This is a genomic window from Bradyrhizobium sp. T-1 (assembly GCF_053592855.1).
Genome location: NZ_CM132115.1, coordinates 70332 through 83526 on the forward strand (window position 1 = coordinate 70332; position 13195 = coordinate 83526).

General features: G+C 65.4%; 11 protein-coding genes. 7 read left to right on the forward strand and 4 right to left on the reverse strand.

The features are described from left to right. Positions 1-3 precede the first annotated feature (3 nt). Both ggt and ACWAT4_RS00315 read right to left on the reverse strand, forming a co-directional pair. Entirely contained in the window at positions 4-1683 is a 1680-nt protein-coding gene (ggt, locus tag ACWAT4_RS00310) for a gamma-glutamyltransferase (RefSeq protein ID WP_449729564.1), read from the reverse strand. After that, positions 1643-1804, reverse strand: a complete 162-nt coding sequence (locus tag ACWAT4_RS00315) for a hypothetical protein (protein ID WP_212424434.1) — start codon at positions 1802-1804, stop codon at positions 1643-1645. Before ACWAT4_RS00315 ends, ggt begins: the two co-directional genes overlap by 41 nt. Before the next feature lie 121 nt (positions 1805-1925). Here ACWAT4_RS00315 and ACWAT4_RS00320 point away from each other — a divergent pair, with 121 nt between their 5' ends. Then, on the forward strand, positions 1926-2669 hold the full coding sequence (locus tag ACWAT4_RS00320; protein WP_212424253.1) for a ParA family protein: 744 nt from the start codon (positions 1926-1928) through the stop codon (positions 2667-2669). A gap of 290 nt (positions 2670-2959) precedes the next feature. Here the strand turns inward: ACWAT4_RS00320 and ACWAT4_RS00325 are convergent, their stop codons facing one another. Beyond that, entirely contained in the window at positions 2960-3514 is a 555-nt protein-coding gene (locus ACWAT4_RS00325; protein WP_212424252.1) for a GNAT family N-acetyltransferase, read from the reverse strand. Positions 3515-3520: 6 nt separating this feature from the next. Continuing rightward, positions 3521-4402: a bifunctional DNA-formamidopyrimidine glycosylase/DNA-(apurinic or apyrimidinic site) lyase gene (gene mutM, locus ACWAT4_RS00330; RefSeq protein ID WP_212424251.1), complete on the reverse strand. Its 882-nt coding sequence runs from the start codon at positions 4400-4402 to the stop codon at positions 3521-3523. 81 nt (positions 4403-4483) lie between these two features. Between mutM and ubiE the strand changes: the two genes are divergently transcribed. The 6 genes from ubiE (at position 4484) to tsaE (ending at position 13136) form a co-directional block, all read left to right on the forward strand. After that, a complete protein-coding gene (gene ubiE, locus ACWAT4_RS00335) occupies positions 4484-5245 on the forward strand; it encodes a bifunctional demethylmenaquinone methyltransferase/2-methoxy-6-polyprenyl-1,4-benzoquinol methylase UbiE (RefSeq protein ID WP_212424250.1) in 762 nt (253 codons plus the stop codon). Next, entirely contained in the window at positions 5242-6816 is a 1575-nt protein-coding gene (gene ubiB / locus ACWAT4_RS00340; RefSeq protein WP_212302014.1) for a 2-polyprenylphenol 6-hydroxylase, read from the forward strand. The genes ubiE and ubiB overlap by 4 nt, the downstream gene beginning before the upstream one ends. Positions 6817-6887: 71 nt before the next feature. After that, the gene (gene coaBC, locus ACWAT4_RS00345) at positions 6888-8348 is read left to right on the forward strand and encodes a bifunctional phosphopantothenoylcysteine decarboxylase/phosphopantothenate--cysteine ligase CoaBC (RefSeq protein WP_449729565.1); all 1461 of its coding nucleotides are present in this window, start codon (positions 6888-6890) and stop codon (positions 8346-8348) included. Then, on the forward strand, positions 8345-8803 hold the full coding sequence (dut, locus tag ACWAT4_RS00350) for a dUTP diphosphatase (protein ID WP_212302012.1): 459 nt from the start codon (positions 8345-8347) through the stop codon (positions 8801-8803). Before coaBC ends, dut begins: the two co-directional genes overlap by 4 nt. A 311-nt stretch (positions 8804-9114) precedes the next feature. Beyond that, positions 9115-11619, forward strand: a complete 2505-nt coding sequence (locus ACWAT4_RS00355) for a PAS domain-containing sensor histidine kinase (RefSeq protein ID WP_449729566.1) — start codon at positions 9115-9117, stop codon at positions 11617-11619. After that, positions 11616-13136 (forward strand): tRNA (adenosine(37)-N6)-threonylcarbamoyltransferase complex ATPase subunit type 1 TsaE, encoded by a 1521-nt coding sequence (gene tsaE / locus ACWAT4_RS00360; RefSeq protein ID WP_449729567.1) that lies wholly within the window; start codon positions 11616-11618, stop codon positions 13134-13136. Before ACWAT4_RS00355 ends, tsaE begins: the two co-directional genes overlap by 4 nt. Positions 13137-13195: the final 59 nt, after the last annotated feature.

Genomic DNA, 13195 nt, shown 5'->3' on the forward strand with positions numbered 1-13195 from the left:
CGATCAACCCAACCTGAACCTGATCCCGCTCCTCGCAAGGCCGCCCGAAATCCCCACCGGCGTGCCGTCCGCGCGCCAGCAGGCGGCGCCGGTCATGGTGCCGTCGTCGTGGAAGGCGATGCCGTTCATGCCGCCGGCGACTGTTGCAACCGGCTGGACCTTGTGACCAAGCGCGGCGAGTCTTGCGCGCACGGCTTCGGGCACCGACTGCTCGACCTCGAGCGCGTTGCCCTCGGTCCAGACCCGCGGCGCCTCGACCGCTTCCTGCAAGCTCATGCCGTGATCGATCAGGTTGACCAGCGCCTGCATCGCACTCGGGAAGATGCGCTTTCCTCCGGGCAGGCCGAGCGCGTAGCGCAGCTTGCCATCACGAAGCGCCATCATCGGCGACATCGAGGTGGTCACACGCTTGCCTGGCGCCAATGATAACGCGTGACCCGGACGCGGATCGAACAGGTTCATGTAGTTGTTGGCGATGGCGCCGAGACCGGGGATCATGATCTTGGCACCGAAGAGATTGTTGATGGTCTGCGTGGTCGCGACCACGTTGCCGAAACTGTCTGCCGCCGTCATGTGCGTGGTGTGCGCGCTTTCGAGCTGCGCCACGCCCGCACCGAAAGCCTGCGCACGCGCCGGATCGATCGTGCGGCGGCGCTCCTCGGCATAGGCCTTCGACGTCAGCTTCTCCACGGGCACGCCGACATAGGCAGGATCGCCGCTGGCCGCAGCGCGGTCGGCGAAGGCGATCTTCAGGACTTCGGCGAGATAATGAATGGTCTCTGATGTGCCGAAGCCGAGAGCGCCGATGTCGTAGCCTTCCAGAACGTTCAGCATCTGCGCAATATGCACGCCGGAGGCCGCGGGCGGCGGTGGCCCAAGGATGGTCCAGCCGCGATAGTCGGCGCGGATCGGCTGCCGCTCGACGGTCTTGTAATGGGTGAGATCGTTGCGGCGGATGAAGCCGCTGGTCTTCTCCATGTAGTCGACGAGGATATCGCCGAGCGGCCCCTCATAGAGGGCGGTCTCGCCGTGGTCGGCAATATAACGAAGCGTCTCGGCATATTCGACCTGCACCACGCGCGCGCCGACCTTGAGCGGCTCACCGTCAGGCAGATAGATCGCCGCGATCGCCTTGTCCTTGCGCATTTCGGCAGCGCTCTCGCTGATGCATTCGTGCAAGTAGGGCGTCGCCGCATAGCCGCGCGCGGCATGTTTGATCGCGGGCTGCATGACGTCGGCCAGCGGCATGGTGCCGAACCTTTGCTGCGTCTCGCACCACGCCTTCAGCGAGCCCGGCGTCGCGACCGCCTTCGGGCCATTGAGGTTCTCGTTGCCCACCGTGTCGAACACGTCGTGCGCAGAGCCTGGCTTGGACGTGTAGGTGGTGTCACGCACGGCCGACGGCACGGTGCTCTGGCCGTCGATGAAACGATGGCTGCCATCGGCGAGGCGGATATGCGCCATGCCGCCGCCGATGATGCCGACCATCATCGGCTCGACCACGGTCAGCGTGAACAGCGTGGCGATCGCGGCGTCAATTGCATTGCCGCCGGCGGCCAGCATCTCGGCGCCGGCGCTGGAGGCAAGCGGGTGATTGCTCACCACCATGCCGCGGCTCGAAACCGCCGGCATCTTCTGACATTCAAAGATGCTTGCCGTCCGGTCGCGCCAATTGCCGCCCATGCCGCTTGCCTTTCTTATTCACTGCGGCAAGCACATCATACGCGCGATTACGGGTCCAGTAGTGGTACGGATTAGCTGGCATTCCCGATTCTGCCATCATCGTTAGCGTTGATTCGGACATCCGCGGTCCCCTTTGGATCGGGCAGGGCACGTCCTGAGCGAGAAGAGCTCAGCATCGCAAGGCGATGCACGTTCGCGTGGCGTTATCCAAGACCCAGGCACTCCAAAGGATTGAACTTCACATGCACACGATCGTACTGGCCACCCAAAAGGGCGGCAGTGGCAAGAGCACGCTCGCCGTCGGCCTCGCACTGGCCGCCAAGCAGGCCGGTTTCACCGTCCGCCTGATCGAGACCGACCCGCAGGGTACTCTCTCCAACTGGCAGCGCCGCCGCAACAACGACGATGTCGTCGTCGAGCCGATCTATCACGCCGCGGATTTCGCGCCACGGCTGAAGATGCTGGCGGACAGTGGCCTGCAGCTCGCGATCGTCGACACCGCAGCCGGCCTCAGCGCCGCGACCACCGCCGCGATCCGCTACTCGGATCTCTGCCTGATTCCGGCCCGCCCGAGCGTCGCCGACATCGAGGCGACCGTCTCCACCCTCAGCGTGGCGCGCGCCTGGAAACGTCCCTACAGCTTCGTGCTGAACCAGACGCCGATCCGCGGCCAGCGCATCGACAACGCCGCCAACTCGCTCGCGGAAGAAGCCGCGCTCGATCTCGCCGAGGTGCTCGCGCGACCGCTGATCGTGATGCGCAATGATCACCAGGACTCGCTCGCGAACGGCCTCGCCGTCAGCGAATTCGCGCCGAACGGCAAGTCGACCGAGGAGATCCGCGGCCTGTGGCAGTGGATCGAGACCCGGCTCGAGCTCGAGGCCCCGACCAATGTCCTGATCGATCAGGCCGTCTCGATGGCGGACGGCATATTGCACGCAGCCCCCGAGCTTGCGGTAGACGAGACAACTGGTCTGGCATCCTGAGCGGGGCGATCGCTCAGGACGCAGACGGGCTCCTCGCTATCCGGTGAATGAGCCCAAGCGACGAAGCAATCCGGCCACCAGCCCGGCCGGATTGCTTCGCGTCGCGTTTTTTGAGGAGGGCGAACGCGCGCTCGAACAAAAAAGCGCGAAAACAACCCCATGCACAGTAGAACGGCTCTCGGCCGGGGCCGCCGGTAGCGGCGCGCAGGCCCTTGACCCATCAGGAAAAACGGCCGACGGGCGAAACGCGGCTTCGCTCGGGCCAAATCTCGCCAATCCTGGCGACGTCGTCACGCCCTGCCGCGCAACCAGTCTTCACGCCGTACGATCCATCGCTCGGACTTCAACTGTCCGCCGTGATGGGCAAGCTCGATGAATCCGACAAACTCCGCGCCGGTCTTCTGCTTGACCCTGCGCGAAGCGTCGTTGGTGGCGGCATTGCAGACGTAAAAATGATCGAGCCCGAGCGTGAGGAAAGCAAAGTCGTTCACCGCGGTGACGGCCTCCGTCATCAGGCCACGCCCCCAGTAAGGCTCAGCCAGCCAGAAGCCGCGATTGCCTTTGGCGCCGTCGGCACGGGGTCGAAAATGAATGTTGCCGATCGCTTCGCCATCGCCGTCCTTCAGCACCAGCATCCAATGATTGATCTCCTCGCCACCTGCGATCTTGTCGAGCTGCGATCGGACGAAGGTTTTCGCGCCGTCCGCCGGATAGGGCCAGGGCACAATGGCAGTAAGGTGCTGGATGATGTTCCAATTGTCGAAATGGCGCTGAATCGCCGCCGCGTCGGACAACGCCAGCGGACGCAGGATCAGCCGTTCGGTTTCAAGCCGCGGCGTCTGCATGGCCTGCTACTTCTGACACTTCGAACACCAGAATGTCGAGCGGCCGTTCTGGGTGAAGCGCTTCACGATACCGCCGCAGCGGGGCGTCTTGCAGGTCTCGCCTTCGCGGTCATAGACCTTGAACGAATGCTGGAAATAGCCGAGCTCGCCCGAGGTCTGGCGATGATCGCGCAACGATGAGCCGCCGGCCTTGATGGCATCATTGAGCACGGTATGGATCGCACCGACCAACCGCTTGGCGTGGTCTGTCGGCTCACCCTTCTTGGTCGCGATCGTCGCGGCGATCCGGCGCGGCGACAGATGCGAGCGGTGCAGGGCTTCACAGACATAGATGTTGCCGAGGCCTGCGACCACGCGCTGGTCGAGCAGTGCCGCCTTCAGGCTCGTGGTCTTGCCAGCGCAGGAGCTTGCCAGCATCGCGGCGTCGAACTCGTTGCCGAGCGGCTCGGGGCCGAGGTCGCGCAGCAGCGGCTCGTCTTCGAGCGCGTTGCGCGCGATCACTTTCATGTAACCGAACCTGCGCGGATCGTTGAAGACGATGTCGGCGCCCGAGGACATCCGAAACAGCACGTGGTCGTGCGTGGAGTCCTTACCCCTGGGATAATGAAACTCGCCGGGTGCGGCCTCGTTGTCCGGCTTGATGACGCGAAACGAGCCCGACATGCCCAGATGCATCAGCAGCACGTCGCCGGAGGCGAGGTCGGCCATGAGATATTTTGCCCGGCGGCCGAGGCCCGTGACGATCTGCCCCTGGAGCCGGGCCACGAAGTCGGGCTGGAACGGAAAGCGCAAATCCGGCCTGCGGGCCTCGGCAACCACGATTTTCGCGCCCTCCATGACGGGCTGAAGGCCGCGGCGGACGGTCTCGACTTCGGGCAATTCAGGCATGGTCAGGCATTCACCTTATGAGGGCGGTGTGATAGCGCCATTGCGGCGACCGCGCTATGGTCGGCATCGTGGAGTAGAGTAATGGATCGGCCGGGCGAAACCACGCATTTTGGCTTCAGGGACGTCCCCCTGGGGGACAAGCAGACGCTGGTGAACGATGTGTTTCACAGCGTGGCGTCGCGCTATGATCTGATGAACGACCTGATGTCCGGTGGCCTGCACCGGGTCTGGAAGGACATCATGATCAATGCGCTCGACCCGCCGCGAAGCGACCGGCCGTTTGCATTGCTCGACGTGGCCGGCGGCACCGGCGACATCTCGTTCCGCGCCGCCAAGGCGGCGGGCGCGGGCTTCCATGCCACCGTCTGCGACATCAATTCCGACATGCTGGCGGTAGGCCGCGAACGTGCCGCCAAGCGTCACCTCGAGACCCAGGTCGATTTCGTCGAAGGCAATGCCGAGGCGCTCGCCTTCGCCGACCGCAGCTTTGACGCATATACGATCGCTTTCGGCATTCGCAATGTGCCGCAGATCGACAAGGCGTTGCGCGAGGCCTATCGCGTGCTCAAGCCCGGCAGCCGCTTCCTGTGCCTGGAATTCTCGACCGTCGAGATGCCCGGCCTCGACAAGCTCTACGACCTGTTCTCGTTCAAGGTGATTCCGCCGCTCGGCCGCATGGTCACGGGTGACGCCGAATCCTACCAATATCTCGTCGAGTCGATCCGCAAGTTTCCGAAGCCAAACGCCTTCGCCGACATGATCCGCAACGCCGGCTTCTCCCGCGTCGGCTTTCAAACCTTGACCGGCGGCATCGTCGCACTGCATTCGGGCTGGCGTTTGTGATTTCTGCCATCACCCACATGACGCGCCTGATCCGCGCCGCGTTCGTGTTTGCGCGCGAGGGCGTATTCGGTTCCGTCGACCCGAGCCTGGTGCCGCCACCCGGACAGCTCGCGCTGAAGCTTGCGCGCATCGTCGAACGCCGTGGCGACAAGCACGGCCCGCGAATCTCGCGCGCGCTGACACGGATGGGCCCGGCCTATCTCAAGCTCGGCCAATTCTTGGCAACCCGCCCCGATGTCGTCGGCTTCAACATGGCGCGCGATCTCGAAAGCCTTCAGGACCGGCTGCCACCGTTTCCGCAAGCCGAAGCCGAAGCTGCGATCGCGACGTCGCTGGAACGGCCGCTGAAGGATGTCTTCGTCACGTTCGGTCCGCCGGTGGCCGCCGCCTCGATCGCCCAGGTGCATCGCGGCGAGGTCGAGCGCGACGGGATCCGCAAGCCCGTCGCGGTCAAGGTGCTCCGGCCGCACGTCGCGTCGCGCTTCCGCCGCGACCTCTCCGATTTCTTCTTCGTCGCGCACAAGGCCGAAGCCTATTCGTCCGAGGCGCGGCGCCTGCGCCTGATCGAAGTCATCAACACCATGTCGCGCTCGGTGGCGATGGAGATGGACCTGCGGCTGGAAGCCGCGGCGCTCTCGGAGATGGCGGAGAACACGCAGGACGATCCTGACTTTCGCGTGCCGACCGTCGACTGGGACCGCACCACGCACAACGTACTGACGATGGAGTGGATCGACGGCATCGCGCTGAACGATCACAAGCGCCTCGCGGAAGCGCAGGTCGATCTGCCCGATCTCGGCCGCAAGGTGATCCAGAGCTTTCTGCGGCACGCGCTGCGCGACGGCTTTTTCCACGCCGACATGCATCCGGGCAATCTGTTCCTCGATGACGCCGGCCGCCTCGTCGCGGTCGATTTCGGCATCATGGGCCGGCTCGGCATGAAGGAGCGGCGCTTCCTCGCCGAAATCCTGCTCGGCTTCATCACCCGCGACTATCGCCGCGTCGCCGAGGTGCATTTCGAGGCGGGCTACGTGCCCTCGCACCATTCGGTCGAGAATTTCGCGCAGGCCATCCGCGCCATCGGCGAGCCCATCCACAACCGCACCGCCGAGGAGATCTCGATGGCGCGGCTCCTGACGCTGCTGCTGGAAGTCACCGGCCTGTTCGACATGACGACGCGGCCAGAGCTGATCCTGCTGCAGAAGACCATGGTCGTGGTCGAAGGCGTCGCGCGCGGCTTCGATCCCAAGCTCGACATCTGGAAGGTCGCCGACCCCGTGGTGCGCGAATGGATCGAGCGAAATCTCGGACCGATCGGCCGGGTGCAGGGGGCGCTGACCGGCGGCGGCGATCTCGCCCGCGTGCTGATGCGCCTGCCCGACATCGCGCAGCGTTCGGTCGCGGTGCTGGAGCAGCTCGAAACCATGACGCGGGAGGGCATTAGGCTGTCGCCGGAAAGCATCGCCGCCATGGGCCGCAGCGAGGGCCGCAAGAATCGCTGGCGCACCGTGGCGCTGTGGATCATCGCCGCGACCTTCATCGGCATTCTGGTCGCCGTCCGGAATCTATGATTGCCGAAAGTTTGATTGCATTGCAATCAAACGAGTGATAGCATCGCTATCATTCGTGCTGGAGAGGCGTCATGGCAAGCCTGACCATCCGCAAGCTCGACGACACCGTCAAAGCCTATTTGCGGCTGCGTTCGGCCAAGAACCGCAGGTCGGTCGAGGAAGAGGTCCGGGTCATCCTGCGGGAGCTGATCGAGGGCCGCGAGGAGCCGCTGACGCCATTTGCGGTGCCGCCCGAGGCTGCCCCCGCGCCTGCGTCCCTCCGCCCTGGCGCCGTCCCTGAGGCCAGCATCACCCTGATCATCGGCGGCGGCATCGCCGCCTTCAAGTCGCTCGACCTGATCCGCAGGCTGAAGGAGCGGCGCATCGAGGTTCGCTGCGTGCTGACCAAGGCGGCGGAGCAGTTCGTCACGCCACTCTCGGTCAGCGCGCTCTCCCATGAACGCGTCTATACCGACCTGTTCGATCCCCAGAGCGAGTTCGACGCCGGCCATATCCGCCTCGCGCGCGACTGCGACCTCATCGTGGTGGCGCCGGCGACCGCCGACCTGATGGCGAAGATGGCGAACGGCCACGCCGACGACCTCGCCAGCGCCATCCTGCTCGCGACCAATCGAAAAATCCTGCTTGCGCCGGCGATGAATCCGCTGATGTGGAACAACGCCGCGACCCGCCGCAACGTCGCACAGCTGCAGCGTGACGGCGTGTTGCTGATCGGGCCCAACTCCGGCGAGATGGCCGAAGCGGGCGAAGCCGGCGTCGGCCGCATGTCCGAGGCGATCGAGATCGCCACTGCCGCCGAACGGCTGCTGCGGCCGCCGGTGCCCCGACCACTCGCCGGCAAGCGCGTGCTGATCACCGCGGGTCCCACACACGAGCCGATCGATCCGGTGCGCTACATCGCCAATCGCTCCTCCGGCAAGCAGGGCTTTGCCATTGCTGCCGCTGCACAGGCCGCGGGCGCCGAGGTGATCCTGGTCAGCGGCCCGGTCGACCTCGACGATCCCGCGGGCGTCAACGTCAAGCACGTCGAATCCGCGCGGCAGATGCTGGAGCAGGTGCAGGCCGCGCTTCCGGCCGACATCGCGATCTTCGCCGCCGCGGTTGCCGACTGGCGTGTCGCCAACGAGGGCGAACAGAAGCTGAAGAAGACCTCGGCCGGAATGCCGCCGCTTCAGCTGGTCGAGAACCCCGACATCCTCGCGACGATCTCCAAGCTCGCCGACAAGCGCCCGCCGCTGGTGATCGGCTTTGCCGCCGAGACCGAGCACCTCATCGACAACGCCAAGACCAAGCTCGCCCGCAAGGGCTGCGACTGGATCGTCGCCAACGACGTCTCGCCCGCCACCGGCGTGATGGGCGGCGATCGCAACACCGTGCATCTCATCAGCAAGAATGCTGAGAACAACGGCGAGATCATTGTTGATTCCTGGCCGGTGATGACCAAGGAACAGGTCGCCATCGAACTGGTCGCGCATATCGTGAAAAGCGTGACGGACAAATCCGTCGACAAATCCCTGGAGCCGGCATCTTGAGCAGCAAAGTCTCGGTCGAACTGCAACGCCTGCCCCACGCCGATGGCCTGCCGCTGCCGGCCTATCAGACCGCCGAAGCCGCCGGCCTCGACCTGATGGCGGCGGTGGCGGAGAGCGAGCCGACCACGCTCGCGCCCGGCCAATACGCGCTGGTGCCGACGGGTCTTGCGATCGCCCTGCCGCCCGGGCACGAGGCCCAGGTGCGGCCCCGCTCGGGACTTGCCGCCAAGCACGGCGTCACCGTGCTGAACTCGCCGGGAACGATCGATGCCGATTACCGCGGCGAGATCAAGGTGATCCTGATCAACCACGGCGCCTCGCCGTTCGTGGTCAAGCGCGGCGAGCGTATCGCGCAGATGGTGATCGCGCCGGTGGTCCAGGCCGCGCTGGTGCCCGTGACGACGTTGTCGTCGACCGATCGCGGCGCCGGCGGTTTTGGGTCGACGGGACGCTAGCATCGCATCGAGTCCGATCGACAGCGACGCTCTCTCCGTTCCCTCCCCCCGTTGCCCACAAGGGAGGAGGGAGCGCACTTCCGTTGGAGCACGATCGAGTCTCATCCCATGCGCCGCTAACGCGCGACAACTCCAACCGAATCACCCGCAGAAATACGTGAACCTGGAACCTCGCACCCTGCATTTTTTTGGGACCGCCTTTGCGTTCACGGTCTGGACTCTTACCGGTGGAGTCGCGGTGAGGGTATTGTCGTTTGATTCGCGCACGACGGGGGTCGTAGCGCGTAAATTCGTGCGGTCTTGGGGCAACTATGTCAGGCGTGATCGTGTCGATGCGTCGGACGCTGATGTCGTGCACATCGTTGGCGCGCAACGGCTTGCTAGGAGGCGCTCTCGCAGCGCTGCTACCGGCTGAGCCGGCGAAGGCTGCCGACCTCGTCGACACACTCTCGATATTGCTGGATTTCAACCGGCAAGAGCTCGCGGTGCTGGCCACCGCGCTCGCTTTGCTCGGGTTCACGGTCGTGGCTGCGATCCTGCTGATGCGGACCCGCGTGCGCACGGCAAAGAACGAGGCGGCGCTGCTCGGCCGAATCAGGGAACTCCAGCTGCAGACCGACCGCTTCGGCGCCTTGCTGTTCGCCGAACCACAGATCCTGATCTCCTGGCCGGCCGGCGACGATCGCGCGCAGATCTCGGGCGACATCTCCATGGTGCTGCCGCGCGATTCGTCGCCGCAGCGCGTGCTGGCGTTTGGAACCTGGCTACCGCCGGAACCGGCGCTGCAGATCGATCACGCCGTCGACGGCTTGCGCGAACGCGGCGACGGCTTCCAGCTCACGCTGACCACCGCCAACGGTCATACGCTGGAAGCGATCGGCCGCGCCATCGGCGGCCAAGCCATTGTCCGGATTCGCGAACTCTCCGGACTGCGGCGCGATCTGGCCGAAACCAATCTGCGCTACAAGGCGCTCTCCGACGAAACCGAGATGCTGCGCGGCTTCGCGGCCGCGGCGCCATGGCCGATCTGGGCCAAGGGCGAGAACGGCGCGCTGACCTTCGCCAATCCGGCCTATGTGCGTGCGACGGAAGCGACCAGCGTCACCGACGCCCATGATCGCAAGCTCGAGCTGCTCGACAGCGCCGACCGCACCGCCATGGAGCGCAGCCTGAAGGATGCAGCGAGCTTCACGTCGCGGCTGCCGATCGTGATTGGCGGCGAGCGGCGCATGTATGACGTGCGGGCCGTCAATGTCGGCCGTGGCAGTGTCGGCGTCGCGATCGACGCGAGCGAGGCGGATGCGCTGAGTGCGGCGCTGGTGCGGATGGCGGAGGCGCATCGCCGCACGCTCGACCAGCTCTCCTCCGGTGTCGCTGTGTTCGACGGCCAGCGCCGACTCGCCTTCTACAATGACTCCTACCGGCGGCTGTGGGATCTCGACCGCACCTTCCTCGACGCCCACCCCGATGATTCCAGCGTGCTCGATCAGCTCCGCGCCGCGCGCAAATTGCAGGAGCAGCCGGACTTCCGCGCCTGGAAGGCCAAGCTGCACGAGGCCTATCGCGCGGTCGAGGCCGCCAAGGACACCTGGTACCTGCCCGACGGCCGCGCGCTGTCGGTCGTCACCACGCCGAATCCCGAAGGCGGCGTCACCTATCTGTTCGACGACGTCACCGAGAGCCTCGAGCTTGCCCGCCGCTTCGACGGCATGATCCGGGTCCAGCGCGAGACGCTCGACAGCCTCGCCGAGGGCGTCGCGGTGTTCGGCAGCAATGGCAAGGCGCAGCTGTTCAATCCGGCCTTCCTGCGGATGTGGAAGCTCTCGAACGACGCCATGCGCGAGGAGCCGCATATTCAGACCGTCGAGGGCTGGTGCCATCAGCTGTTCGACGATCCCACGGTCTGGCGCCAGATCCGCGAGGCCATCACCTCGATCGAGAACCGCGCCGACGTGCCGATCAAGCTGGAGCGCAAGGACGGCAGCGTGCTCGACGGCATGATCCGCCCGCTGCATGACGGCGCGACCATGCTCACCTTCCTCGACATCACCGACACCGAGAACGTCGAGCGCGCGCTGCGCGAGCGCAACGAGGCGCTGGAGGCCGCCGACCAGATGAAGGTGGATTTCGTCCACCACGTCTCCTACGAGCTGCGCTCGCCGCTCACCACCATCATCGGCTTCGCGCATTTCCTCAGCGATCCCTCGACCGGGCCGCTGACGCCGAAGCAGGCCGAATATCTCGACTACGTCACCAAATCGACCAACGCGCTGTTGGCGCTGACCAACAACATCCTCGATCTCGCCACCATCGATGCCGGTGCCATGAAGCTGGAACTCGGCCCGGTGGACGTCAGCAAGACCATCGAGCTCGCCGCGGAAGGTATCCAGGACCGGCTCGCCACCGACCGCATCCGCCTCAAGGTCGAGATTGCGCCCGATGTCGGCAGCTTCATCGGCGACGAGAAGCGCGTGGTGCAGGTGCTCTATAACCTCCTCGCCAACGCCGTCGGCTTCTCGCCGCAGGATTCCACCGTCGGAATCAGCGCGCGCCGCACCGAGCACAGCGTGGTCTTCATTGTGACAGATTCCGGACCTGGAATACCCGCCGACATGAAGGACAAGGTGTTCAACTGGTTCGAAAGCCGCTCCCAGGGCTCGCGTCATCGCGGCGCCGGGCTTGGCCTGTCGCTGGTGCGCTCCTTCGTCGAGCTGCATGGCGGCAAGGTGCAGGTGGATTCGGTCGTCGGCAAAGGCACGGTCGTGATCTGCGACTTCCCGACCGACCAGGCGGCGCATCGCGACGCCGCCGAATGACAGAACCGACCACATTCTCCGTCGCGCTCTACAACGAGACGGCCACCGCGCAATTGATGGCGGATCTCGCGCTGCTGGTCGGCCCCGGCGATACCATCACGCTCACCGGCGATCTCGGCGCCGGCAAGACAGCAGCCGCACGCGCGATGATTCGCTACCTCGCCGGCGACGACGAGCTGGAAGTGCCGAGCCCGACCTTCACGCTGGTGCAGGGCTACGAGCTGCCGGCGTTTCCGGTCATGCATGCGGACCTCTACCGCGTCGAGGACGAGAGCGAGCTCGAGGAGATCGGGCTGTCGCCCTTGCCGGATGCCACGCTGGTCCTGATCGAATGGCCCGAACGTGCGCCGTCGGCGATGCCCGCGGACCGCATCGACATCGCGCTGACGCATCGCCCGGCACTGGGCTCGACTGCGCGCGCCGCCGATATCACAGGCTATGGCAGGGGCGCGGCGACTGTCGCGCGGCTGAAGGCGCTGCGCGAATTCCTCGACGCATCCGGCTACATCGATGCGGCGCGCACGCGCATGGCTGGCGATGCCTCGACGCGTTCCTATGCGCGACTGCGCCGCGACGACGGCATCGTCATCCTGATGAACTCGCCGCAGCGCCCCGACGGTGCTGCGATTTATAATGGCAGGTCGTACAGCGCCGCGGTGCATCTTGCGGAGAACATCAGGCCGTTCGTCGCGATCGATCAAGGCTTGCGCGCGGCGGGAGTCTCGGCACCCGCCATCCATCATTTCGATCTCGACCACGGCTTTCTGATCTCGGAGGATTTCGGCAGCGAAGGCGTGATCGAAGGCGATCCGCCGCGGCCGATCCCCGAGCGCTATGAGGCCGCGACCGACGTGCTGGCCATGTTGCATGGCAAGGCACTGCCGGAGACGCTGCCGCTGGACGGGCAGACCTATGCCATTCCAGCTTGGGACACCGAGGCGCTGCTGATCGAGATCGGCTTGATGCCGGAATGGTATCTGCCCGACCGCAACGCGCCGCTCAGCGACGAGAAGCGCGCGGAGTTTTTTGCGATGTGGCGCGAGCTGCTGAAGAAGCCGCTCGCCGCGCCGAAGACGTGGATCATCCGCGACTACCACTCGCCCAATCTGATCTGGCTCGCGGACCGTCCCGGTATCGCACGCGTCGGCGTGATCGACTTTCAGGACACCGTGCTGGGACCGCACTCCTATGACGTGGTGTCGCTGCTTCAGGATGCGCGCATCGACGTGCCCGAAGCACTCGAGCTGACGCTGCTGTCGCGCTACATCAAGGCGCGCCGCGCAGGTGATGCGAGCTTCGATCCGGCCGGCTTTGCGGAGCTCTATGCCATCATGTCGGCTCAGCGCAACACGCGCCTGCTCGGCACGTTTGCCCGGCTCAACCGCCGCGACGGCAAGCCCCACTATCTGCGCCACCAGCCGCGGATCTGGACCTACCTCCAGCGCTCCCTCGCGCATCCGGCGCTCGGACATTTGCGCGACTGGTACCTCGCCAACGTCCCGCCGCCGCAATCCTGACTTGGAACGGTTTACCGGCTGTTAGCCATCGCACCGGTATCCTTCCCCGCAGGCAGCCG

Coding starts and splice junctions, on each gene's coding strand:
- tsaE (WP_449729567.1), top strand. CDS start 11,616: ATGACAGAACCGACCACATTCTCCGTCGCGCTCTACAACGAGACGGCC.
- mutM (WP_212424251.1), bottom strand. CDS start 4,402: ATGCCTGAATTGCCCGAAGTCGAGACCGTCCGCCGCGGCCTTCAGCCC.
- ubiE (WP_212424250.1), top strand. CDS start 4,484: ATGGATCGGCCGGGCGAAACCACGCATTTTGGCTTCAGGGACGTCCCC.
- ACWAT4_RS00325 (WP_212424252.1), bottom strand. CDS start 3,514: ATGCAGACGCCGCGGCTTGAAACCGAACGGCTGATCCTGCGTCCGCTG.
- coaBC (WP_449729565.1), top strand. CDS start 6,888: ATGGCAAGCCTGACCATCCGCAAGCTCGACGACACCGTCAAAGCCTAT.
- ggt (WP_449729564.1), bottom strand. CDS start 1,683: ATGGGCGGCAATTGGCGCGACCGGACGGCAAGCATCTTTGAATGTCAG.
- ACWAT4_RS00355 (WP_449729566.1), top strand. CDS start 9,115: ATGTCAGGCGTGATCGTGTCGATGCGTCGGACGCTGATGTCGTGCACA.
- ACWAT4_RS00315 (WP_212424434.1), bottom strand. CDS start 1,804: ATGTCCGAATCAACGCTAACGATGATGGCAGAATCGGGAATGCCAGCT.
- ACWAT4_RS00320 (WP_212424253.1), top strand. CDS start 1,926: ATGCACACGATCGTACTGGCCACCCAAAAGGGCGGCAGTGGCAAGAGC.